Below are 23,657 nucleotides of genomic sequence, written 5' to 3'. Positions count from 1 at the left end.
CATCAGGTCAAACCGATCAGCGACGCTCGATCGGTTCGATAACTTGTAAAGCCAGGTTGCCTTTGTGCGAGCCAAGCTTGGCTTTGAAAGAAGGCACGCCATTGGCACGCAGGATCAACTCTTCCGGCAGTTCCACCGGGATCACGTCGCCGGGCTGCATGTGGAGAATATCGCGCAGCTTGAGCTGACGCCGCGCCACGGTGGCGCTCAGGGGAACGCTGACATCCAGGACATCTTCGCGCAGGGCCTTGCTCCAGCGCTCGTCCTGGTCGTCCAGGTCGGACTGGAAACCGGCATCGAGCATCTCGCGCACGGGCTCGATCATCGAGTACGGCATGGTCACGTGCAGGTCCCCACCGCCGCCATCGAGTTCGATGTGGAAGGTGGAGACCACGACCGCCTCGCTGGGACCGACGATGTTGGCCATGGCCGGGTTGACCTCCGAGTTGATGTACTCGAAGTTGACTTCCATGATGGCCTGCCAGGCTTCCTTCATGTCGAGAAAAGCCTGGTCCAGCACCATGCGTACCACGCGCAGCTCGGTAGGGGTGAACTCGCGGCCCTCGATCTTGGCGTGGCGGCCGTCACCGCCGAAGAAATTGTCGACCAGCTTGAACACCAGCTTGGCATCCAGAATGAACAGGCCAGTGCCGCGCAGCGGCTTGATCTTCACCAGGTTGAGGCTGGTCGGTACGTACAGCGAATGCACGTACTCGCCGAACTTCATCACCTGCACGCCGCCTACCGCCACATCGGCAGAACGACGCAACAGATTGAACATGCTGATGCGGGTGTAGCGAGCGAAGCGCTCGTTGATCATTTCCAGCGTCGGCATGCGCCCACGCACGATGCGATCCTGAGTGGTCAGGTCGTAGCTCCTGATCCCCCCGGGCTCGCCATTGCCTTCGGTTTGCACCAGGCCATCGTCGACGCCATGCAGCAGCGCATCGATCTCGTCCTGGGACAGCAGGTCCTGTACGGCCATGAGTTGTTCCTACTGCAATACGAAGTTAGTGAAGAGCACCTGGTCGATCACGGGCTTGCCCACTTCTTTCTGCGCCACTTCCTGAACGCTCGCGGTAGCTTTCTGGCGAAGCATTTCCTGGCCGATCGGCGTGGTCAAGGTTTCGAACGGCTGCCCGGAAAACAGCATGACCAGATTATTGCGGATGACCGGCGTGTGCACCTTCAGAGCATCCATGTCGGCCTTGTCCCGCGCCTGCAAGACGATGCTGACCTGCATGTAGCGATCACGACCGTTCTGCTTGAAGTTGACCACGAAGGCGGGTGTCAGGGGCTCGTAGATCGCCGCAGGTTTGGTGTGGGTAGCATCTGCCGTGGCCTTGTCCGCGGGCGCCTCGGCGGGTTTGTGCATGAGGAACCAGGTCGCCCCGACCGACAGGCCGACGGCCAGCAGCAAGCCCACGACCAGCAGGATGATCAGCTTGAGTTTGCCCTTGCCTTCCTTGGCTGCGGGTTCCTTTGCTTCTTCGGTCTTTGCCATGCCAATAATCCGTCACCATTGAGGGGTAAGCGTACCCATGGCGACGATGGAGCAAGGGTTATGCCAACAATCCTGTGGGCTCGATTTCGAGCCTGGCAACCGACCCCTTCAGGCACTGTCAGGCGTAGTAATCCACAGCGCTGGTCCCCAGCACCGTGCCGGAGGTCAGGGGCTGCGCAGCCGCGACGGCGGGCTCGGCGGAATCGAGCGCGTCCGCACCAGAGCGTGCGCCACCCGTGCGGCGGCTCTGTTGCGCCTGCTGCTCGCCTTGGGACTGACGGGACTGGTCGGAAACGTTGACGTCCAGCTGCCCCATGCCCTGCTGGTTGAACATGTCCTTGAGCCGATGCTGCTGGCTCTCCAATGCCTCACGCACGCCGATATGGGCGCTGGTGAAGGTCACTTGGGTCTGCTGGTCCGGGGTGATGTCGACGCGAATGTCCAGGCGCCCCAGTTCCGCCGGTGTCAGTTGGATGTCGGCTGATTTCAAGTTCTGGCTGGACAGGTACATGACCCGGTTGACCAGGCCTTCGGTCCATCCTGACTGCTGCATGGCCAACGGCTGGCCCAGCGGGCTGGCCAGCGGTGCCGCAGTGCCGGTCTTGGCCGTGGTCGACTGGGTCAAGGCCTGCAGGCGGTCGGCGAAGTTATCGAGGCGGCTGTCGCTGGCCGTTGCGTCGGCATCCTTCAAGCCCCCGCCGATCAAACCAGCAAAACCGTCATCGCCGCCCTCACCCGCTTCGCCTGCCGACTCCTTGCTCACCATGGCCGCCAGACCATTGACGAAATTGCCTTCTATACCCTGCTCGCCTGCCTTCGAGGGATCGCCCGATGACGTTTGGCTGGCATGTGCAGAGGTAGTGCCATTATTTTTGGCCGTCTGCTCCAGGGCCAGGCGCAGCGCCGGCAAATCGGCAAGCACGTCTTGAGCTGGATCGAAATCCTCGCCAGCGCCGACGCTATCGCTGTCCGCCGGGCTGAGAGCGGCCACTGCCGGTGGCGGCACCTGGGCCAGTGCCGGATTGGCAGCGGGATCGGCCGGGATGGGTACCGCGGCAGGATCGACCGGTGCCGCAGCAGCGCTAACGCTGGGATCGTCCTTGTCGGCGGTATCGCTGACCTTGTCGTCGTCCTTGGCGGCGGGCTTGTCGGTTTTGTCGGTCTTGTCGAGCTTCTCAGGCTTGTCGGCCTTGGCAACTGGCAACTTCTTGCCGCTATCGGCAACCGCCGGGTTGGCGCCGGCCGCCTTCGAGGCCGGCGGCGTGACGGTTTCCCGTGGGGCACTCGGCGCAGGCTCGGTCCGCGGCTTGACCGCGACTTCGTGGTTTTGACGGGCATAGAGATCGGCGAAACGTGGCGCCGAATCGTTGTCCGCTGCACTGGGCCTGGCCGCGCCGGTGACCGAGGTGGCGCGAGCAGCGGCGCCCAGTTGCAGCAACAAAGGGTTTGAAGCGACAGCCATGAAGATCTCCCCGATACGGTGGCGTTAACGCTGATTGCCATGGAGAAAGCAAGTATCGGGCCAGCGAGGAACCAGCAACGTCAACGACGCTCAACCTGCAAAGCGCGCGCGCTCCTGCGAGTACAGTTGAAGGACCAGGACGAATTCGCGGTCGATCCGCTGTACATAAGCATCCACACCCTCCAGCGCGCCTTGTCGGCAGTACTGCTCGAGCTCGCTGCACAACTGCGCCAGGCGCAGGGCGCCCATGTTGCTGCTGCTGCCCTTGAAGCTGTGGGCGGCATGGCCCAGTTCGACCAGATCGTGGGACCGGTGCAGTTCGTTCAAGCGCAGTTGCGAGTCGCTCAGGAAGGTGTCGAGCAACAGAGGGTATTCATCCTCCATGACCTCTTGCAGGGCCTCGAGGGCCGTGGGGTCTACATGGGGCTTTTGCAGTGCTTCAGCCAGTTGTTCTTCAGCCAATTGTTCGATGGGCACTTGTTCGCTCCTTGATCAAGCCGATTACGCTTGAGACTCCCAGGTAAATTCGACGTGCGCGCTGCGCCCGTCTTCCGACCAGCCCGCGCTGTGGCTCAGTTGGCGGACCAGATTGACACCACGCCCAGACAGTCCGTGCACGCTCGGCGGCTTCGCCAGGACCTGTTTCGGATCGAATCCCTTGCCGCTGTCTTCGACCACGATTCTCAGGACTCCGCCAACCCCGTGCGGGCGTATCTGCAAGTGTATGCGTATATAGCCCTCTTCCAAAGCCGCCAGGCGATCGTTACGCAACGCGTAGTACTGGGCGAATCCGGTGGCATCGCACTTGAGCGCGGAATCGAGGCCGAGTACGCCATGCTCCAGCGCGTTGGAGTATAACTCGGCAAACACGCTGTACAGCTCTCCACTCTGCGGACGCAGGCCGTGAATTTCCTGCAGCAATTGCAGGATGTACGGCAAGGGATTGAAGCGGCGCAAGGTGTCGGCACGAAACTCGAACATGGCCGACCAGTCGAGCGGGCTCGACTGGCCGCTGTCGGAATAGATCAGGCTGGCCGGGGGCTGGCGCTCGGCGTCGATCAATGCCAGCTGCACCATGCTCACATCGTCGCGCGATTCACCGCGGAAATCATGCAAAGCCTGCAGGATGCCTTCGAACAGCGACTCAGGGTCCTTGTGCGTGTCGAAGACGCGTTCGAGCCTCTCCACACCGAAAGACTGCTCTTGCGCATTGCTGGTTTCGATGACGCCGTCGGACAGCAGCAGAACTCGATCGCCCGGCGCCAGCGGCCAGACCTCGGTCTGGTCCTCGAAACGGGTGGCCGGCAATACGCCCAGCGGCAGATGACGCGACACCAGCGCGACACGCGCCGAGCCATCCTGGCGGTGCAGGTAGCCGTCGGGCATGCCGCCGTTCCAGACTTCAACCGTGCAACGCTGGAAGCTCAGGCGCAACATGGTGGCGCAGCAGAACATGTCCACCGGCAGGATCCGCTTGAGCTTGGCGTTCATCTCGCGAAGAATCTCGTTGAGCCCGTAGCCCTTCGCCGTCATGCCATAGAACACCTCGGCCAAGGGCATCGCGCCCACCGCCGCCGGCAGCCCGTGCCCGGTGAAATCACCGAGCAGCACATGCATGTCGCCCGAAGGCGTGTAGGCAGCCAGCAGCAGGTCGCCATTGAACAGCGCATAGGGCGACTGCAGGTAACGCACGTTGGGGGCGTCGAGGCATCCGGAATGGGCGATCTGGTCGAACACCGCCTTGGCCACGCGCTGCTCGTTGAGCAGGTAGTCATGGTGGCGGGTGATCAGGTCTCGCTGCTCGAGCACCGTGGCCTGCAAGCGGCGCAGGCGATCCATTGCCTTGATCTTGGCGGCCAGGATCACCTGGTTGTAGGGCTTGGCCAGAAAATCGTCGCCACCGGCGTCCAGACAACGCACCAGCGCCTGTTCTTCGGTCAGCGAGGTCAGGAAGATCACCGGCACCAGGGCCTCACCGGCCAGCTGCTTGATGGCACGCGCAGCCTCGAAGCCGTCCATGACCGGCATCATGGCATCGAGCAGCACCAACTGCGGACGCTGCTGGCGGAACACTTCGACCGCCTCCTGGCCGTTGCTGGCCGTGATCACCGCATGCCCCTGACGTCGCACGATGCTGGACAGCAGCATGCGGTCGGTCATGTTGTCGTCGGCGATCAGGACCGTCAGTGCTTCCTCGTTGGCTGGCTGCATCAGGAGATCTTGAACAACTTGTCGAAATTGGAGATCGCCAGGATCTTGCGCACGTCGGGAGAAATGTTCATCAGTGCGATGTCGGCGTTGTCGCCCCCGGCGTGGTCGCGCAACAACAGCAGCATGCCCAGGGCCGAGCTATCCATGTAGGTAGTGTTCTTCAGGTCGATGACATAACGGCTGGGCTTGCCGGCACGCTCGTCTTCGTAGGCTTCGCGAAACTGCTGGTGCAGGCTGAAATCGAACCGGCCCGAAATGGCCACCGATGACGTATTGCTTTCAGGGTCGAAGGTCTGGGTGACAGAACTCTGGGTTACAGCCATGTATTAATGCTCCTTGGGTGTGCCTTGCAGGCCAGATGTAGCACCGCTCTGCAGAGCGTTCAACGGGGTACTGACAAATTCCGGCTAAAAGTTCTCGTGCCTGGGCAGGCGTTGCGACAACTCGTCGAGCAGCCGCTGTTCCCGCTTGTCCTCCAACTGCCTGGCCTCGAGGATATAGCGCTGCACCAGCTTGCGCAGCCCTTCCACTCGAGCATAGGCCTGTTGCCAGGTGGCGCGCGCATTGTTCAAGTTGTTCTGATGCCACGCAAGGCTCTGTTTCTGCTGGCCGACGGCCGTTTCCAACTGGTTGAGAAAGCGCTGATAGTTCAACAACCATTGCCCGGACACGCCACGACTGCCGTTGCTGATCCACTGTTGCTGGTAGTCGTTGCGGAAGCGTTCGAGCTCGGCCAGCTTGGCTTCGGCCAGGCTCACCTGGCCCTGGAAATGCCCCAGCCGCTGGGCAGCCTTGCGCTCGGTGCTTTCGGCCATTTCCACCACGGGCGCCAGGCGCGCCGCACGACTCATCGCCATCGTCGCTTACCCCGGTGCCACGGGCGTGAACACTGCCGCCAGGCGCTCGGCGCTGGCCTGCAGGCTTTCATTGTCGTTCAGACCCTGGCGCAGGTAGCGCACCAGTTGCGGCTGAAGGGCAATGGCCAGGTCGGTCTCGCGATCGCCGCCGGCCACGTAGGCACCGACGCTGATCAAGTCGCGGCTCTGCTGGTAGCGCGACCACAGCTGCTTGAACTGCTGGGCCTGGGCCAGATGCTGGGGGCTGACCACGCTGGGCATCACCCGGCTGATCGACGCTTCGATATCGATGGCCGGGTAATGTCCTTCTTCGGCCAGGCGCCGCGACAGCACGATGTGGCCATCGAGTACACCCCGTGCCGAGTCGGCGATCGGGTCCTGCTGGTCGTCGCCTTCGGACAACACCGTATAGAACGCGGTGATCGAGCCGCCCCCGGCCTCGGCATTGCCGGCCCGCTCGACCAGCTTGGGCAGCTTGGCGAAAACAGAGGGCGGATAGCCCTTGGTGGCAGGTGGCTCGCCGATAGCCAGGGCGATTTCCCGCTGGGCCTGGGCAAAACGGGTCAGAGAGTCCATCAGCAGGAGGACGTTCTTGCCCTTGTCGCGGAAATATTCGGCAATGCGGGTGCAGTACATGGCCGCGCGCAGACGCATCAGCGGGGCTTCGTCGGCCGGCGATGCCACCACCACCGAACGGCGCAGGCCCTCCTCGCCCAAGGTGTGTTCGATGAACTCCTTGACCTCGCGGCCGCGCTCGCCGATCAGCCCGACGACGATGATGTCGGCCTCGGTGAAGCGCGTCATCATGCCCAGCAGCACACTCTTGCCCACGCCGGTACCGGCGAACAGACCCAGGCGCTGGCCACGGCCCACGGTCAACAAGCCATTGATGCTGCGAATGCCGACATCCAGTGGCTGGCTGATGGGATCACGCTTGAGCGGGTTGATGGTGGGCCCGTCCATGGGGATCCAGTCCTCGGCCTTCATGCCGCCCTTGCCGTCCAGCGCACGGCCGGCGCCGTCGAGAATGCGTCCGAGCATGCTCATGCCCATGGGCAGGCGCCCGGTATCGGCAACCGGGACCACCCGCGCGCCAGGCGCGATGCCGCTCACGCTGCCCACCGGCATCAGGTAGATCTTGCTGCCGGAAAAGCCCATGACTTCCGCTTCAACCTGCACCGGCTGGTCGCTGTCGTCGTTGATGACCACACAGCGACTGCCCATGGCGGCACGCAACCCTTCGGCCTCCAGGGTGAGCCCGACCATGCGCAGCAGGCGGCCTTCGACGATTGGCTGGCGCGGCAGGTCGATGGCCGCCTCGTAGGTGCCCAGGCGCTTGCCGAAGCTGGTGCGATCAAGCTTCATCGGGCTCACCCAGCTCGATGGTGATGTCGGCCGGGGCCGGGTGCATGTTCTGCTCGTGCAGTTGGTCGAACAGCTGGGCAATGGCCTGGGTGATGCGCGTCTCCATGCTGGCATCGATGCGACTGTGCTCGGTTTCGATACGGCAGCCACCGGGCTGCAGCGCGTCGTCTTCCTGGATGCGCCAGTTTTCCTCGTGCTTCTCCCGCAATGACTTGATCTGCTCGAAATCCTGGGGGTTGATGAAGATGCGGATGTTGTTGGCGCCCATGGGCAACAACTTGAGCGCCTCACGCAGTACTTTCTCGATCTGGCTGGAATCGGTGACCAATTCGCGGCGAATGACCTGTCGGGCGATGTGCCCTACCAGCTCGACCAGGGATTTTTCGATCTGGGTGTCCTGATCGGCGATGGGCGTCAGCAGGTGCCCCAACAGCCGGTCGAACTGGACGAGCTTGCTGGCCAGTGCGGCCTCGGCTTCCTGACGCACTTTGAGCTGGGTACTGTGAAAGCCTTCTTTTTCGCCGGTGGCGAAACCCTCGTTGTAGGCTTCCTGGCGAATGGCTTCGAGTTCTTCCAGGGTGATGGGCTGGACCTCGTCGAGGGGAACCTCTTCGATCTCCTCGACCGACACCGGCGCCAGCACCACCTCGACGGCGGGCCGTTCGGGATCGAAACTGGGCAACGCCCACAGGTCGGCGCTGCGCGCGTCGACGGCGCGGATCAGTTCACTGACGGGTTCTTGCGGGGGGCGGGACATGGCTTGCGATTCCTGGCGCCTGGGTGCGAAGTGGGGTCGCTCGGAGCCGACCACCCCAGGGTGGCCAGCCTCCACGACAGAGGTCCGGGAGAGGGACGATTAGATCATCTCTTCCCCACCCTTGCCACCCAACACGATTTCACCGGCCTCGGCCATGCGCCGGGCAATGGTGAGCACTTCCTTCTGCGCCGACTCGACATCGCTGACCCGCACTGGCCCCTTGGCCTCGAGGTCGTCGCGCAGCAGTTCGGCCGCGCGCTTGGACATGTTCTTGAAGATCTTTTCGCGCACGCCTTCGTCGGCGCCCTTGAGCGCGACCACCAGTACGTCGGAAGATACTTCGCGCAACAGCGCCTGAATGCCGCGATCGTCGACATCCTTGAGATTGTTGAAAACGAACATCAGGTCTTCGATCTGCCCGGACAGCTCTTCATCGACCTCGCGTATGGAGTCCATCAACTGGCCCTCGGACGAGCTGTCGAGGAAGTTCATGATGTCGGCGGCGCGCTTGACCCCACCCAGCGTGGTCCGCGTTGCGTTGGAGTTGCCGGAGAACTGTTTCTCCAGAATGGTATTGAGCTCTTTGAGCGCCGCAGGCTGTACGGTGTTCAGCGAAGACACGCGCAGGATGATGTCCAGGCGCGCCTTGTGCTCGAAATGCGCCAGCACTTCGCCGGCCTGGTCGGGGTCGAGGTAGGCCACGACGATCGACTGGATCTGCGGGTGTTCGTAGCGAATCACATCGGCCACGGCGCGGGGTTCCATCCATTTCAGGCTGTCCAGGCCGCTGGTGTTGCCGCCCAGCAGAATTCGGTCGATCAGGCCGTTGGCCTTGTCTTCGCCAAGGGCCGAGGTGAGCATCTTGCGGATGTAGTTGTCGGAACCCACGCCCAGGCCGGTCTGGTCGCCGACCACGGTGACGAACTCGCTCATCACCTGCTCGACCTGCTCTCGGTGCACATTGCGCATCTGCGCCATGGCCACGCCCACGCGCTGGACCTCCTTGGGACCCATGTGGCGAAGAACCTGCGCCGCGTCGGTTTCACCCAGCGACAGCAGAAGAATGGCGGCCTTGTCGACCTTGGTCAGCTTGGGGGTGACGGCTTGTGAACTACTCATCGGCATTGATCCACTCTTTCACGACCTGGGCCACTCGGCCCGGGTCTTCGGCCACAAGACTCTTGATTGCATTCAGTTGGGCGTCATAGCCCTCGGTCGGGCTGGGCAGCAGAATGCTCTGCGGCCCACCCAGGCTGACCCTATCGTTGGCCAGCTCGCTGTCCATGCCCAGGGCGGCCACACCGCCCACCCCGCCGACGGCACCAAGTTCGCCATCGCCCGGCCTGGATTTGCCACCACCGGTGATGTTGGTCAGCACCGGGCGCAACACGCCGAACACCAGGACCAGGATGAACAGCACGCCCAGCGCCTGTTTCATGATGTCCCAGAACCAGGGTTCCTTGTAGAACGCAGGCTCGGTGATGACTTCCGCCGAGTTGGGCGCGAACGGTACGTTGATCACGGTCACGCTGTCGCCACGGCTCGCATCGAAGCCCACGGCATCCTGTACCAGACGGGTGAAACGGGCCAGCTCCTGGGCATTCCAGGGCGCCAGGGTCACGGTGCCGTCGGCCGGGTTGACCTTGGCCTGGTCATCGACCACCACGGCGACCGACAACCGGATCAGGCGACCCTGCTGCTGCTTGGTGTGGCTGATGGAGCGGTCGAGCTCGAAATTCTTGGTCGACTGCTGACGCTTGTCGGCCGGATACGGCGCCAGCATCGGCTGGCCGGTGGCCGGATCCATGATCTGCTGGCCATTGGCGTCGAGCAGCGGCTGGCCTGGTTGGATCGCGCCGGCAGCTGCCTGACCCTGGGCGGCATTCTGCGGTGCAGTGGCCGGGCCCGGTGGCTGGTTGCTCAAAGCGCCGGGCACACCCGATGGGCCCGAACCGCTGGAACGTTGCTCGCTGGTGGACTGCTCGCTGCGCAGTGCCGGCTGGTCCGGGTTGAACTGCTCGGAGGTCGACTCGACCGCGCTGAAATCCAGGTCCGCCGACACCTCGGCCTTGAACCGATCACTGCCCACCACCGGTTGCAGTATGTTGTGGACACGCTGGGTCAGCATGCTTTCCATGCGGCGACTGTAGTCGTACTGCTTGCCGGCCATGGTCAACGCGTTGTCTTCCAGCTGCGCCGACAGCAGGGTGCCCTTCTGGTCGACGACCGACACGTTGGACTTGTTCAGTTCCGGCACGCTGGTCGCCACCAGATTGACGATGGCCGCGACCTGGCCGGCGTCCAGGGTCCGGTTGGGGTACATTTCCACCAGCACCGAGGCGGTTGGCTTGCGTTCGTCACGGACGAACACCGAACTCTTCGGGATGGCCAGGTGCACGCGCGCAGCCCGGATATTGTTCAGGCTGCCGATGGTGCGGGCCAGCTCCCCTTCCAGGCTGCGGCGGTAGCGCGCCGTTTCCATGAACTGGCTGGTGCCCAGGCCTTGTTCCTTGTCGAGCGACTCGTAGCCGACGTTGCCGTCGCTGGGTGCAACGCCGGCCGAGGCCAGGGCGATGCGCGCACGCGACTGGTCGTCGGCCTTGACCAGCAAGGCGCCGGAGTTGGGTTCCACGGTATAGGGAATGTTGGCCGTGGTCAGGGTGTCGATCACCTGCTTGGTGTCCATGCCCGCCAGGCTACCGTACAGCGGCCGGTAGTCGGGTTGCTGCGACCAGAGCACCACGGCAAAGCCGATCGCGACGCTCGCAGCCAGGCCGACCAACAGGCCGACCTGACGCAGCATGGTCATCTGCGACAGATTCTGCAGGACAGACAAGCCCATGAGCGGCGATTTGTTGCCGCTCTTGGCAGGGAGGTTATCGGTGGTCGCTTCAGCCATGACTCAATTCGTCCTCAGACCGGCATCTGCATGATGTCTTGGTATGCCTGGACCAGCTTGTTGCGCACTTGGGTCAAGGCTTGGAACGAGACACTGGCTTTCTGCGAAGCGACCATCACATCGGTAAGGTCGACGCCGCTCTTGCCGATCTCGAAAGCAGTGGCCAGTTGGCTGGAAGCACCCTGCACGTCCGCGACCTTGTTGATGGCGCCGCCGAGCATGTCGGCAAAGCTGCTGGCGCCAACTTCCGGCGCCGCAACCGCCGCAGGCCTGGCCATGGCGTCCGCCTGCATGGCGCGCATGTCCAGCATCAAGCGGTTGAATTCAATACCTTGGCTCATGGGTGACCCTCTGCGACGACCTGCGTTTTTTTGACACTGCTGCATTCACTACAGAGGTAGTAGCAAGGAGGGTGCCAGTTGCAGTCGCAGGCTTGCGAAACAGATCGATGGCGACGAATCGCCGCAGTCGCTGCCAGTCAGCGGGCGTCCGTCACGAGGCGAACAGACTGGCCTCCACGTCCATTCCGGCATCGCGCATCTGCGCCAGCTTGTAGCGCAGCGTCCGTGGACTGATGCCCAGGCGCTCGGCGGCTTCCTTGCGGCGGCCGCGCTCGCTGCGCAGGGTGTCGATGATCATTTCGAATTCCCGTCGGCGCAGATCGTCCTCCAACGCGCCGGCCGGCAGCCCGACCGGGGCCTGGGTTTCCAACGGCAGTGCTGGGGCTCGGGCTTGCACCGCCAGGCTCAACGGCGGCAGCGGTGCCGCGCCTGCAGGCCCGGCCAGGCAGAAGTCGGCTGCCTGGATCAAGCCGCCGTGCTGCAGGATCAAGGCGCGCTGAATGGCGTTGTCCAACTCGCGAACGTTGCCCGGCCACGGATGATCGAGCAGGCACTGTTCGGCCGGTGGCGAGAAACGCACAGGCGCGTGCTTCATCTTGTCGACATGGCGGTCCAACAAGCGTCGCGCCAGCGGCAGGATATCGGCGCGGCGCTCGCGCAGAGGTGTCCACGCCAGCGGGAAGACCGAAAGACGGTAGAACAGGTCTTCGCGAAAGCGCCCCGCCGCCACGTCGGCCGCCAGGTTGCGGTTGGTGGTGGCGATGACGCGTATGTCCAGGGCAATGGGTTTGCGCGCGCCGACGCGCTCGACCTCACGCTCCTGCAACACACGCAACAGCTTGGCCTGCAGGCCCAGCGGCATCTCGGAAATTTCATCGAGCAACAAGGTGCCGCCATCGGCCTGCTCGAACTTGCCCGCCTGCGCCGCGACAGCGCCGGTGAACGCGCCCTTCTCGTGGCCAAACAGCGTGGCTTCGAGCATATTGTCGGGAATCGCCGCGCAATTGATGGCGACGAACGCCTGTTCTGCGCGCCGCGACTGCTGGTGAATGTAGCGTGCCAGCACTTCCTTGCCGGTGCCTGATTCACCGGATATCAGCACCGTGGAATCACTGCGTGCAACCCGTGCCGCCAGCTCGAGCAAGGCGAGGCTGGCGGGCTCCAGTGCGACCGGGCCGTGATCGGTACCGGCCGGGACCAGGCCGCGGCCATGCCGGGTCACCAAGTCGAGCAGCGCGCGCGGCTCGAAGGGCTTGACCAGGTAGTCCGCCGCGCCCTGGCGCATGGCATCCACCGCACGCTCGACGGCGCCATGGGCCGTCATCAGCAACACCGGCAGTTGCGGCTGCCGGGCGCGCAGCCTGGCAAGCAACTGGTGCCCATCGATACCGGGCATGTTGACGTCGCTGACCACGATCCCGAAGGGCTCGCGCGCCACTGCCAACAATGCTTCCTCGGCACAGGTCACCGCCTCGAATTCGAAGCCACCCAGCTCCAGCGTATCGCCCAGCGCCTCGCGCAGGGCCCGGTCGTCCTCGACCAACAGCACCTTGATGCTCATGGAGCGCGCTCCTGCAGGGCCACCAATGGCAGGGTCAAAGTGGCGCAGCAGCCGCGGCCAAGCGTGGAGCGCAGTATCAACTCGCCTTGATGCGCCCTTGCCACGGCCTTGACCACCGACAGGCCGAGCCCGGTACCGGTGGGCTTGGTGGTGAAGAACGGCTCACCGAGCCGCGCCAGCGTTGCCGGAGCCATGCCAGGCCCATCGTCACTGACGCAAAGGCGCAGGGTGTCGTCGCGCGCATACAGATGGACCTTCAGCCGTGCCTCGCCGGCGCTGGCCTGGATGGCGTTGTCGATCAGGTTGAGTACCGCGCCCACCAAGGTATCCTTGTTGCACAGCAACTCGCCGGCATGGCTGTCGCACTGCCAACGCACGGCAACATTGTGCACATGGGGCTGGGCGGCGGCCTGCAGGGCCTGCAGCAACTGGCGGGGCGTGAGGCGATCGGGCAGCGGCAGCTCGCCGCGGGCGAACACCAGCATGTCGCGAACCTGGTTTTCCAGTTCGTGCAGACGCTCCTTGAGGCGTCCAGCGAAGCGCTGCTGGGTCTGCACCGGCAGTGGTTTTTCGGTCAGGTGACTGGCGTACAACAGCGCTGCCGACAGCGGCGTGCGTATCTGGTGGGCCAGCGAGGCCATCATCCGGCCCAGTGACGACAGGCGCTCACTGCGCGCCACTTCGCTCTGCAGACGGCGGGTCTCGGTCAGATCGGTAAGCAACACCAATTGACCAGGCTCGGCGTCCAGCGAGCGGGTGGAAATCGACAGACGCCGCCCATCGATCAAAGAGATTTCATGACCGTCGTCGCGGCGTGGCGCGAAACTGCGGACGATCACCTCGCGCCACAGTTCGCCTTCCAGAGGCGCACCCAGCATATTCGCGGCTGCCGGGTTGGCTTCGCGCACACGACCATGCCCATCGATGACGATGACGCCGCCGGGCAACAGATCGAGCAGGTTCTGCAGGCGATTGGCAAGCCGTTCCTTTTCCGCCAGTTCGGCCAGGCGCTGGGCGCTGACCACTTCCAGCTCACCCTTGAGCGATGCCACGCGCGCCTCGAGCAGGCTGTAGGAGTCGCTCAAGCGGTCGGACATCTGGTCGAACAGGACGAACGCCTGGTCCAGCCCCTGGCGGCTGTCGGATGGCGCTACGGACACGGAAGCGTCGCTGCGGGGCATGGGCGCGGAGGGCTGGATAGCGGCCTGTGGCATGGGTCTCTCTCACTTGGCTCACCGTCAAAAACGGTATCGTGAAAGGGATAAAAGCAATAGCCGTGCCGAATGAAACCCTGCGGGCTGCGAGCGCCGCAAGGAACAGTCGAATGGCACAGGGAAAGTCTGGGAGTTCAAGCGCTTGGCGCGCTTTGCCGGAAACGGCAGATGTTGTATGAAGCATGGCCACTGCCTGCAGGGCAGCGGCCGGTCGAGCCGCAGGCGTCAATCGTCTGCCTGTTGCTCTTCGCCCTCGCCTTCGCGTCGGCTCATGCCGTACTTGCGCATCTTCTCCACCAGGGTGGTACGGCGGATGCGCAGACGTTCCGCAGCGCGGGCGACGATACCATTGGCATCGTCCAGCGCCTGCTGGATCAAACCCTGTTCCAATCCGCCCAGGTAGTCCTTGAGGTCGAGCCCCTCGGGCGGCAGCATGGCGCTGGAAGCGAAGTCGGGCGTATGGCCGTTGATTGCCACACGCTCTTCCAGATCGCTGCGCAGGCTGTCGACCAATTGCTCGTCTTCGTCGTCGACGTAGCGAAATTTCTTCGGCAACTCGACCACGCCAATCACACCATACGGATGCATGATCGCCATCCGCTCGACCAGGTTGGCTAATTCACGCACGTTGCCCGGCCAGCCATGGCGGCAGAGCGACATGATGGCTGCCGAGTTGAAGCGGATCGACCCACGCTTTTCATGCTCCATGCGCGAGATCAGCTCGTTCATCAACAGCGGGATGTCTTCCACGCGCTCGCGCAGCGGGGCCATCTCGATGGGGAACACGTTGAGGCGGTAATACAGGTCTTCACGGAACGTGCCGACCTCGATCATGCTTTCCAGATTCTTGTGCGTGGCCGCAATGATGCGCACATCGATGCTCTGGGTCTTGTTGCTGCCCACGCGCTCGAATGTCCGTTCCTGTAACACTCGCAGCAGTTTGACCTGCATCGGCAACGGCATGTCGCCGATTTCGTCGAGGAACAGGGTACCGCCGTTGGCCAACTCGAAGCGGCCGGCGCGGCTGGTGATCGCGCCGGTGAAAGCGCCCTTCTCGTGACCGAACAGCTCGCTTTCGAGCAACTCGGCCGGAATCGCGCCACAGTTCACCGGCACGAACGGCGCATCGCGACGCTTGGAATGGTAGTGCAGGTTGCGCGCGACCACTTCCTTGCCGGTACCCGACTCGCCGAGGATGAGCACGCTGGCATCGGTATCGGCCACTTGCTGCATCATCTGGCGCACATGCTGGATGGCGCGGCTGGTGCCCACCAGGCTGCGGAACAGGTTGGGTTCGCGCTGACGGCCGCGCTCGCGGGCCTGGTCGTACATCTCGCGATAGACCTGGGCACGGTGCAGCGAATCGAGCAGCTTGCTGTAGCTGGGCGGCATCTCCAGGTGCGACAGCACGCGACGACGCAGGTCGTCGGGCAGCTCGACGGCACCTGGCTCGCCCAGCAGCAACACCGGCAGGAACTCGTCCCAGTTGGCGAGCGTCTTCAGCAGGCCGGCAAGGTTGCCCGAAGACACCTCCCCCACCAGGACGCAGAGCACCTCGCGGCTGGACGACAGCGCGTCGACCGACATCTGCCAGTCAGCGCTGCCACAGGCCAGGTTCTCTTCGCCAAGAAAGTTCAGGATGACCGCCAGATCCCGGCGGCGAACGCTATCGTCATCGATCAGCAGAATTTTGGTTTCACGCCACATGCAATAGCAACTTCCCTAGTCAACTCGAAGCCCGAAAGGGCGCTTTCGACGTTTTTGGCCATGGTTTCAGCTAACAGACGCCAGACGAATCGTAACAGCCACTAGTAAAGGCAAAAAAATCGACTTAGTCAAATTTATGGCGCAATGGGCTGTCAGCGGAACAGATGGTAAACCTTTGCAGCGTTCTTCGCTTGGGTGAACTGTGACATTTCGTCGACAACTGACTGACGCGCTAATCGAGTGACGTTGAGTAATTGACGGTAGACCTCGAGCAGATCCTCGAGGTGACTGCGCAACTGCACTGGGTCTTCCGGGACTTCCTGCAATACGCTGTCGACACAAGCCCGGCATTCGATGTCCAGAACGCCGATCGCGTCCCAATCGCCTGCCTGCATGGCGTCTACCAAGGCGTGGCGAGTCTGCTGAATCCGCTGTAGTGCACTCATGGCAAACTCCTCAGGCCGGCTGTGCCGATTCGTGGCTGGCGATGGCGTCCCAACCGCTCTTGACGGTGATCATCAGCCGGGCGACTTCGTCGATCAACTGCGGATCATTCTTGATGTTGGCTTCGGTCAGGCGGCCGGACATGTAGGCGTAAAGGTCGTCGAGGTCCTTGATGGATTGCGACTCGCCGGCCTTGCTTGGATCCAGCCCCTGGCGCAGGCCACCAATGATGGCCACGGCCTTGCCGAGCATCTCGCCCTTCTGCGATACCTGACCACGGCTCAGCGCACCCTTGGCCTGGGCCATGCGATCGAGACTGCCCTGCATCAGCATCTGCACCAGCCGATGCGGCGTGGCTTCGGATGTCTGGGCATGGGAATCGACCTTCTGGTATTGGCTCAGCGCTCTCATGGCGTTCATTGCGGCGGACCTCGTAACACATGATTTGATGTTGTATCGCTTGGTTACTATGTCGTCGCGCCGAGGCAAAACTTTAGCCGAGTGAAGGGAATATGCGTACATGCATGCCATCGGGTGGGCAATGCCTTCGATCTAGGTGCGATCGAGTAAAAAACTGATATGCAAAGGCCCGAAATGAGCCGGGCCTTTGGGTTGCACGATGCATCAGTCGTTGTCGGAGTTGTTCAGCGCATTGAGCGTGGTCATGATGCTCTTGCTCGTAGCGTTGAGCTGCGCGACGAGGGTGTCCATGGCGGTGTACTTGGCATTCAAGGTGTCCGTCAGGTTCTTGATCCGACGATCCAGGGACAACTGCTGCTCGGTCAGTTTGGTCAGCGTGCCGGAGAGCGAGTCCGAACGCGAAGCGAGAATGCCGCCTTTCACCGCATAGGCATCGGTCGCCGTGGTCATGCGCGAAAGCAAGCCATCCTTGCCCGTGAACATGTCCTGGATGGCCGCCACGTTGGCGGTATCGGCCATGGCCTTGCTCCACTTGGCGTCATCCATCGCCAGCAGACCGGTCTTACGGTCGGTGTTGATCCCGAACTGCGACAGGGTCAGCTTGCTTGAGCTCGAGGAGGTGACCAGTTCGGTGCGCATCGCCTGGATCATATGACGCACGGTGGAATCGCCGGTCAGCCCTCCCCCACTCGTTGTGCCGTCGGCACCGATGGTGACCTTGGTCAAGGTATTGAGCTGGGTCATCAATGCGTTGTAGGCGTCCACGAACCCGGTGGTGGCTTTCTTCAGGGTATCGGTGTTGGTGCTGACGGAGATGGTCGACTTGCTGCCGGCCTCCAACAACTTGAGCGACACGCCACTGATGGCCGCAGCTACTGTGTTGGTCGAAGACTCCATCTCGATGCCGTCGATCTTGTAGACGGCATTGACCGGTTCGGTCACGGTGGTGGAAGCGGTCAATTTGCCGAGGCCGCTGTCGGCACTCGCGGTCATGGTGATCTCGGTGCCTTTGCCGGTGGTCGACGAACTCAGGACCAGGCGCGAGCCACTGGCGTCGGTGAGGATGTTGGCACTGATACCGCGACCCACCATCTGGGTGTTGATCAGATCGCGCGTCTGCGCCAACGTCGCACCCGCCGGAATGCTGATCTCACTGTCCTTGTAGGACTGGGTGATCGTCAGGGTCTGGGGCGTCGACGTGGCGTTGACCACGGCGTCGCTCTTGTCGGCATAAACGCCGGAAGAAATCTTCGAAGCGCTGGCAAGGCTTGTCACTTCCAGCGAGTAGGTACCGTCGGAAGCGGAATCGGTTACGGTCACCGAAGCAGCCTTGTCGTTGGACGAGGCACCCGTCAGGCCACTGAAGTTCGAGGCCTTGTTCATCGCGGCAACGGCGGTGCGATACGTTTCGAGCGCGCTGGTGACGGTGCCCACGGCGGTCAAGGTGGTCGTGGTGGTCAGCGTCTGCGTATCGATCTGCTTTTGCTTGGGCGCTTTTTCGGCATTCACCAAGGCGGTGACAATGGCATCGGTGTCGATACCCGAGCCTACACCACTGGATTTGATCGCCCCGCTGGTGCTGGTCGTACTGGTGGTGCTCTTGGCGGGGGTGGTAGCCGCGGTAGTCGCGGCGGTGTTCGTGGTACCGGTAGTGGAGGAAACAGTAGCCATCGGTATCTCCTAGAATCGAGTCAGGCATGTTTTTGACGGATACCGCCCCAAGCACACCCAGCTACATTTTTCGTGCCAGCTCAGATGGTCGCGTCGAGCAGACCGCTGCGACCCTCTGCCAGGCTCTGCGCCAACTTGAGCGCGGCCTCGGTTGGTAACTGACGAATGATTTCACCGCTGTCCGTAGCGATGACCTTGACCACGACGGCATGCGTCGAGTCGTCGATGGAGAATTCCAGGTTGCGCTGTGCGGTATTCACATGCGCCTGGAGGTCCTTCACCGCTTGTTCCAATTCGGCCCGCTCGGGAGTCCCCGACTCGACCGCGGGTTCATCCTGCTTGACCTGCCGGGCAGGCAGGGAGGCGGCGCTCGCTGGCGCTGGCGCTGACGTGGCGGCAAGAGGCAATCTTGCAGTAACGCTCATGTCCATGTTGATCACCCCGAAAATCAAAAAACGGAAGGGTGCGTGGGCACCCTTCCGTCAGTCAGCCAGGGGCCGTATTACTGAAGCAGCTTCAGTACGGACGATGGCAGCTGGTTGGCCTGGGACAGGATCGCGGTGGATGCCTGCTGCAGGGTTTGCTGCTTGGTCAGTTCAGCGGTTTCCGAAGCGAAGTCGGCGTCCTGCACGCGGCTACGGGCAGCGCTGGAGTTTTCCGAGATGCTCTGCAGGTTGGAAACGGTGCTGTCGAAGCGGTTCTGGATCGCACCGAGGTCCGCACGTTGCGAGTCGATGTTGGAGATTGCCTTGTCGATGGCAGCCAACGCTTTCTGAGAGTCTTCAGCGGTGGTGATATTGCTGTCGCTGATGGTTTTCAGCTCGGAAGTCTTGGCTGCGCCGCCGAAGTAGCTGGTCAAAGCTGCAGCACCGCCCGTGGTACCGCCCAGTACGGAGAATGCCTTGCTCGAGTCCAGCGACACGTCGCCGGTCACTACCATGTCATTCACGATGGCCGTAGGCGTGCCTTCGCTGCTAGCGACGAGCAGGTCGCCAGCGGTACCGCCAAACCCAGAGAAACTGATGTTTTCACCGGAGGCAGAAGTAACCGAAAGGGTTTTCGCTTTCGAGTCATAGTCGACTGTGACGCCGAGTTTGGAAGCGTTGGATGACAGCTGGTCAGCCAAGCCTTCCAGAGACGTGACACCCGTCAAGGTAACGTCCGAGCCGCCTACCGACATGGTGACGCTCGCAGGAGCGGTCAAGGTGTCGGTGGCGAGGCTGAGGCTGGCGGTCGTCTTGGCGGTAGCGCTCAGACCGGAGATAGCGCCATTGAGCTTGGATGCAACGTCCTTGGCCGAAGCGCCGTCGGCGATGGTGACGTTTACGTCCTGGCCGTTACCGACCAAGCGAAGGTCACCACCGGTTTTTGCAGTTGCAGTCGGTACGCCAGAAGTGGTGCCGATCTGGTTGGTGCCCAGCTTGTTGGCCGAGATGTCACCCAGGGTCACGTTGATGGTTTCGTTGGCATTGGCGCCGATCTGGAAGGCGGTGGTACCGAAAGAGCCGTCAAGCAGGTTACGACCACCGAAAGTAGTGGTAGTAGAAATACGGGTCAGTTCCGACGTCAGCTGCGAGTACTCGGACTGCAGGGAAGAACGGTCTTCGCTGCTGTTCGAACCGTTCGCCGACTGCAGGGCCAGTTCACGCATACGCTGCAGGATGTTGGTGGATTCCTGCATCGCGCCTTCAGCGGTCTGGGCGATGGAGATGCCGTCGTTGGCGTTCTTCACTGCGACCGACAGGCCGTTGATCTGGCTGGTCAGACGGTTGGAGATCTGCAGCCCGGCGGCGTCGTCCTTGGCGCTGTTGATTTTCAGGCCCGAGGAAAGACGGGTCATCGAGGTGCTCAGCGCATCGGAAGCCTTGTTCAGGTTTTTCTGAACGGTCAAGGAAGCGGTGTTGGTGTTTACGGATAAGGCCATGACAAATTCCTCGGGGTTGTTAGCTGTGGCTTCCGGCCCTGGCGAGCGCCGGGTGTGGCCTAGAGAACCTTCGTAGTAGTTATCGTCGGTTCAGCGCTTTGCTTGAGGGCGATTGCAATGTTTTTTCGCCTTCAAGCCGCTGTAGCCGGAAAAAGCAAGCGTTGGCTTGATCTCTCTTGATAACTGTTTCGTCCGAGGAAGGGGGAACTTGAGGGGAATGGACAGCGATAGCGCGAATTTCTGGCGTCAACGGATCAACGGTAGCAGTGGCCCGAATCGCGCCACGGTTGCCGCCGTGTGCATGCAAGAGCGCGGCGAGCCCGGACGCGGCTTGCGCCGCTGCTACAGCGGATCGCTGTATCCGCAGCAGCAGCGCAACCCGCGTCAACGGACAACGCCGCATTTGTAGCAGCGGCGCAAGCCACGTAGGCGGGCAACGCGGTATCCGCAGCAGCGGCGCAATCCGCATCAACGGACAACGCCGCATTTGTAGCAGCGGCGCAAGCCGCGTCGGCGGGCAACGCGGTGGATCAGGGGCGGTAGATGAGCGCCGAGCCCCAGGACAGGCCGACACCGAAGCCGCTCAGGGCAACGCGCTTCCAGGCGGAGTCGAGAATGTGCTTTTCCAGCAGTAGCGGGATACTGCTGGACACCGTGTTGCCGGTTTCGACCATGTCCTTGATGAACTTCTCCGGCTCTTCCTCGAAACGCCGGGCTACCGCATCGACGATCGCCGCACTGCCCTGGTGGATGCAGTAGGCGTCGACGTCGGCGCTGGTCAGGCCCGACTCATCGAGCAATTCGTGCAGATGCGCCGGGACTTTCAGCAGAGCGAAGTTGAACACCTGCCGACCGTTCATGAAAAACACGCCATCGGTGACCTTCAGGTGTGGGGCGCCGGAACCATCGGTACCGAACTTGGCCTTGCCCAGCTGCCAGGGCGCGTCCTCGCCCATCCAGGTGGCGGTGGCCGCGTCGCCGAACAGCATGGTGGTGTTGCGATCCTCGGGGTCGACGATCTTGGAGTACGGGTCGGCGGTGATCAGCAGGCCGTTCTTCAAGCCAGCCGCTTCCATGAAGCCCTTGAGCGCATAGATGCCGTACACATAGCCCGAGCAACCCAGGCTGATGTCGAACGCCGCAACGTTGGTCGACAGGCCGAGCTTGTCCTGAACGATAGCTGCGGTGTGTGGCAGGCCCTCCTCGTCCCCGTTCTGGGTGACGACGATCAAGGCGTCGATGGACTCGCGGGACAGCTGCGGATTGCTGGCGAACAAGGCGTTGGCCGCTTCCACGCAGAGGTCGGAGGTTTCCTGGTCGTCGGACTTGCGCGGCAGGAAGGCCGAACCGATCTTGCCGATGATGAAATCTTCATCCTTGGCGAATTTGGCACCTTGGGCGTAGTTGTCCAGGCCTTCGGCAGGCACGTAACTCGCGATGCTTTTTATGCCAATCATTGTGGCTTCCCAATACAAAGGTAGCTGGAGGCCATTACGCGGAGCGTTTGCGCAATGCCATCGAAAAGGGTGTCAGGCGGCGTCGGCCCAGGTAAGACGACGCCACTGCTGCCAGAAACGAAGCAGCTGCAGGCCGCTGATTCAGCGGCCCGGCAATACATAAGTGTGAAGATGCACGATTCGACCCATTGGTCACACAGGTATTGTGCCATAGGCGGTAGGAAATGGCGCGCGGCGGGGTCGTGCGAGACGGGGCCTGCGCCCCGCCGATCAGAGTTTGTTGAACAGACTCAGCTGGGAGATCTTCGCGAAGGCCAGCTGCGAAGCCTGCAGCATGGTCTGTTGCAGACTCAAGGTCACCGATGCGGTGGCAAAGTCAGTGTCGGAAATCGCCGACTGCGTGCTCTTGTTGGCCAACGCCAGGCTGACGTTCTCGTCGTTCTGGATAGCCAGCGAGTTGAGCCGCGCACCGATCTGCCCACGAGAGATGTCGATGTTCTCGTTGGCGCTGGCCAGGTTGCCCAACGCCGAGTCGGTGGCGTTCTTCAATGCCAGCGCGGATCTGGCGTCGGTCACCGGTAGCTCAAGGGCTGACTTGAGCTGATGCAGCGTATCCAGCACGTTCTGGGTCTTGTGGCTGTTCGCGTTGACACTGAAGCTGTCGCCCGCGCCGGCCTGGCCCGAAACAGTGAAGGTCACCCCCGCCGCCGTGATCGAACTGCCAGCGGCACCGACAACCACTGCTCCCTTGCCAATGGCTTGGCTGGAATCGGTCAGTGGTTGGGCATAGACCTCGTACTCGCTGTCGCTGGTGAACTTGATCACCGCCCCGCCAGCCGGGAAAGCTGCGGAATAGCGATCGGCATCGGTCACGTTCGCGCTGGTCAGCTGCGCCGTGGAGGTGTTGGCCGCGTTGCGCGTCGAACTGATGCTGTCCGGCTTGCTGCCCAGGCTGAACGTGCGCCCTGCCATGTCGGCATCGGCAACGGTGCCCAGCGCGCTCTGCTTGGCCGCCACGTCGATGTCGAACTCCACACCGTACAGGCTGATAGTGGTACCACCGTCGGCCTTCGGGTCAAAGGTGCCGTTGCCAGTGACCTGCGAGGTCACATCCTGGTTCTTGCTGTTGGTGAGGGTGAACTGGGTGCTGCTGGTGAACGTCAGCTTGTACGGCTGGCCGTCGGTGAACGCCTTGTTGTAGGTGGTCAGCGATTCGAGGCGGCCGTCGGACACGGTCACCAGGCCGTCGTCGACCACCGGTGCGGTCATGGTGGTTTGCGTACGGCTGGTGTTCACCGCTGTTTCCAGGATGCCGTAGCCGGTGTCGTTGGTCGCCAGTTGCAGGGTATCGGACACCTGCAGGCTGAGCTGGGTCTGGTCGCCCTGGTAGGTATAGCTGCCGTCGCTGTTCTGCACATAAGGCGGCGTGCTGGTCTTGGATCCGGAGAACATGTACTGGCCGTTGGCGTCCTTGGTGTTGAGCAGGCCAAGGACGTTTTTCTCGATCTCGCCGATTTCGCTGGCAATCGAGGTGCGATCGGCATCGCTCAGGCCACCGTTACCGGCCTGAATCGTCAATTCCTGGGCCCGCTGCAAGGCCGTAGTGATGCTGTCGAGCACACTCTCTTCCTGGGTCAGCGAGTTGGTAACGCTGGTCATGTTGCCGCTGTACTGGGTCAGCAAGGTGCTCTGCTGCTGCAGTTGCAACAGTTTGGCGGCACCGACCGGGTCGTCTCCGGCACTCTGGATGCGATTGCCTGAGCTGATCTGCGCCTGGGTCTTGGCGGTGTCCGAGAAATTCTTGGAATAGCCGGTCGCGCTGGTCTCGAAATACTGAGAAGTGGAAATTCGCATGGTCGACTA

General features: G+C 62.4%; 22 protein-coding genes. All 22 read right to left on the bottom strand.

Going from position 1 to position 23,657, the window contains the following annotated elements; all coding sequences use genetic code 11:
• Positions 1-16: 16 nt before the first annotated feature.
• The gene (gene fliM, locus H7993_RS11985) at positions 17-985 is read right to left on the bottom strand and encodes a flagellar motor switch protein FliM (RefSeq protein ID WP_043186057.1); all 969 of its coding nucleotides are present in this window, start codon (positions 983-985) and stop codon (positions 17-19) included.
• Positions 986-994: 9 nt separating this feature from the next.
• Positions 995-1,504: a flagellar basal body-associated protein FliL gene (gene fliL, locus H7993_RS11980; protein ID WP_185794510.1), complete on the bottom strand. Its 510-nt coding sequence runs from the start codon at positions 1,502-1,504 to the stop codon at positions 995-997.
• Positions 1,505-1,622: 118 nt separating this feature from the next.
• Positions 1,623-2,966, bottom strand: coding sequence for a flagellar hook-length control protein FliK (locus tag H7993_RS11975; protein WP_185794509.1), 1,344 nt, complete (start codon positions 2,964-2,966; stop codon positions 1,623-1,625).
• A 90-nt stretch (positions 2,967-3,056) separates the two neighbouring features.
• Positions 3,057-3,401 carry an Hpt domain-containing protein gene (locus tag H7993_RS11970; protein WP_185794565.1) on the bottom strand — a complete coding sequence of 115 codons (345 nt, stop codon included), beginning with the start codon at positions 3,399-3,401 and terminating at the stop codon, positions 3,057-3,059.
• Between the two features lie 66 nt (positions 3,402-3,467).
• Positions 3,468-5,177 (bottom strand): ATP-binding SpoIIE family protein phosphatase, encoded by a 1,710-nt coding sequence (locus H7993_RS11965; RefSeq protein WP_185794508.1) that lies wholly within the window; start codon positions 5,175-5,177, stop codon positions 3,468-3,470.
• The gene (locus H7993_RS11960; RefSeq protein ID WP_122475908.1) at positions 5,177-5,500 is read right to left on the bottom strand and encodes an STAS domain-containing protein; all 324 of its coding nucleotides are present in this window, start codon (positions 5,498-5,500) and stop codon (positions 5,177-5,179) included. The genes H7993_RS11965 and H7993_RS11960 overlap by 1 nt, the downstream gene beginning before the upstream one ends.
• Before the next feature lie 84 nt (positions 5,501-5,584).
• Positions 5,585-6,034 (bottom strand): flagellar export protein FliJ, encoded by a 450-nt coding sequence (fliJ, locus tag H7993_RS11955; RefSeq protein WP_122475909.1) that lies wholly within the window; start codon positions 6,032-6,034, stop codon positions 5,585-5,587.
• A gap of 6 nt (positions 6,035-6,040) precedes the next feature.
• A complete protein-coding gene (fliI, locus tag H7993_RS11950; protein ID WP_122475911.1) occupies positions 6,041-7,399 on the bottom strand; it encodes a flagellar protein export ATPase FliI in 1,359 nt (452 codons plus the stop codon).
• Positions 7,389-8,156, bottom strand: coding sequence for a flagellar assembly protein FliH (gene fliH / locus H7993_RS11945; protein WP_122475912.1), 768 nt, complete (start codon positions 8,154-8,156; stop codon positions 7,389-7,391). Before fliH ends, fliI begins: the two co-directional genes overlap by 11 nt.
• 99 nt (positions 8,157-8,255) lie before the next feature.
• Positions 8,256-9,275, bottom strand: a complete 1,020-nt coding sequence (gene fliG / locus H7993_RS11940) for a flagellar motor switch protein FliG (RefSeq protein ID WP_043193255.1) — start codon at positions 9,273-9,275, stop codon at positions 8,256-8,258.
• Positions 9,268-11,055, bottom strand: coding sequence for a flagellar basal-body MS-ring/collar protein FliF (gene fliF, locus H7993_RS11935; RefSeq protein ID WP_185794507.1), 1,788 nt, complete (start codon positions 11,053-11,055; stop codon positions 9,268-9,270). The genes fliG and fliF overlap by 8 nt, the downstream gene beginning before the upstream one ends.
• A gap of 14 nt (positions 11,056-11,069) precedes the next feature.
• Entirely contained in the window at positions 11,070-11,396 is a 327-nt protein-coding gene (gene fliE / locus H7993_RS11930; RefSeq protein ID WP_122475915.1) for a flagellar hook-basal body complex protein FliE, read from the bottom strand.
• Positions 11,397-11,547: 151 nt separating this feature from the next.
• Entirely contained in the window at positions 11,548-12,957 is a 1,410-nt protein-coding gene (locus H7993_RS11925) for a sigma-54-dependent transcriptional regulator (protein WP_185794506.1), read from the bottom strand.
• Positions 12,954-14,171 (bottom strand): sensor histidine kinase, encoded by a 1,218-nt coding sequence (locus H7993_RS11920; protein WP_185794505.1) that lies wholly within the window; start codon positions 14,169-14,171, stop codon positions 12,954-12,956. The genes H7993_RS11925 and H7993_RS11920 overlap by 4 nt, the downstream gene beginning before the upstream one ends.
• 225 nt (positions 14,172-14,396) lie before the next feature.
• Positions 14,397-15,878, bottom strand: a complete 1,482-nt coding sequence (locus H7993_RS11915) for a sigma-54 dependent transcriptional regulator (protein ID WP_122475920.1) — start codon at positions 15,876-15,878, stop codon at positions 14,397-14,399.
• Positions 15,879-16,030: 152 nt separating this feature from the next.
• On the bottom strand, positions 16,031-16,324 hold the full coding sequence (locus H7993_RS11910; protein ID WP_122475922.1) for a flagellar protein FliT: 294 nt from the start codon (positions 16,322-16,324) through the stop codon (positions 16,031-16,033).
• 10 nt (positions 16,325-16,334) lie between these two features.
• Entirely contained in the window at positions 16,335-16,742 is a 408-nt protein-coding gene (fliS, locus tag H7993_RS11905) for a flagellar export chaperone FliS (protein WP_122475924.1), read from the bottom strand.
• A gap of 204 nt (positions 16,743-16,946) precedes the next feature.
• Positions 16,947-18,413 (bottom strand): flagellar filament capping protein FliD, encoded by a 1,467-nt coding sequence (gene fliD / locus H7993_RS11900; protein ID WP_206683022.1) that lies wholly within the window; start codon positions 18,411-18,413, stop codon positions 16,947-16,949.
• 80 nt (positions 18,414-18,493) lie between these two features.
• Positions 18,494-18,844 (bottom strand): flagellar protein FlaG, encoded by a 351-nt coding sequence (locus H7993_RS11895; RefSeq protein WP_185794504.1) that lies wholly within the window; start codon positions 18,842-18,844, stop codon positions 18,494-18,496.
• A 71-nt stretch (positions 18,845-18,915) separates the two neighbouring features.
• Positions 18,916-20,337, bottom strand: coding sequence for a flagellin (locus H7993_RS11890; RefSeq protein ID WP_185794503.1), 1,422 nt, complete (start codon positions 20,335-20,337; stop codon positions 18,916-18,918).
• Positions 20,338-20,867: 530 nt separating this feature from the next.
• Positions 20,868-21,794: a ketoacyl-ACP synthase III gene (locus H7993_RS11885; protein ID WP_122475930.1), complete on the bottom strand. Its 927-nt coding sequence runs from the start codon at positions 21,792-21,794 to the stop codon at positions 20,868-20,870.
• 270 nt (positions 21,795-22,064) lie between these two features.
• Entirely contained in the window at positions 22,065-23,648 is a 1,584-nt protein-coding gene (locus tag H7993_RS11880; RefSeq protein WP_185794502.1) for a flagellar hook-associated protein 3, read from the bottom strand.
• Between the last annotated feature and the right edge of the window lie 9 nt (positions 23,649-23,657).

The sequence above is a fragment of the Pseudomonas baltica genome (assembly GCF_014235765.1).
GTDB lineage: Bacteria > Pseudomonadota > Gammaproteobacteria > Pseudomonadales > Pseudomonadaceae > Aquipseudomonas > Aquipseudomonas baltica.
The sequence above is the reverse complement of the archived record's forward strand: the minus strand, read 5'-3'. Positions and strand labels throughout refer to the sequence as shown.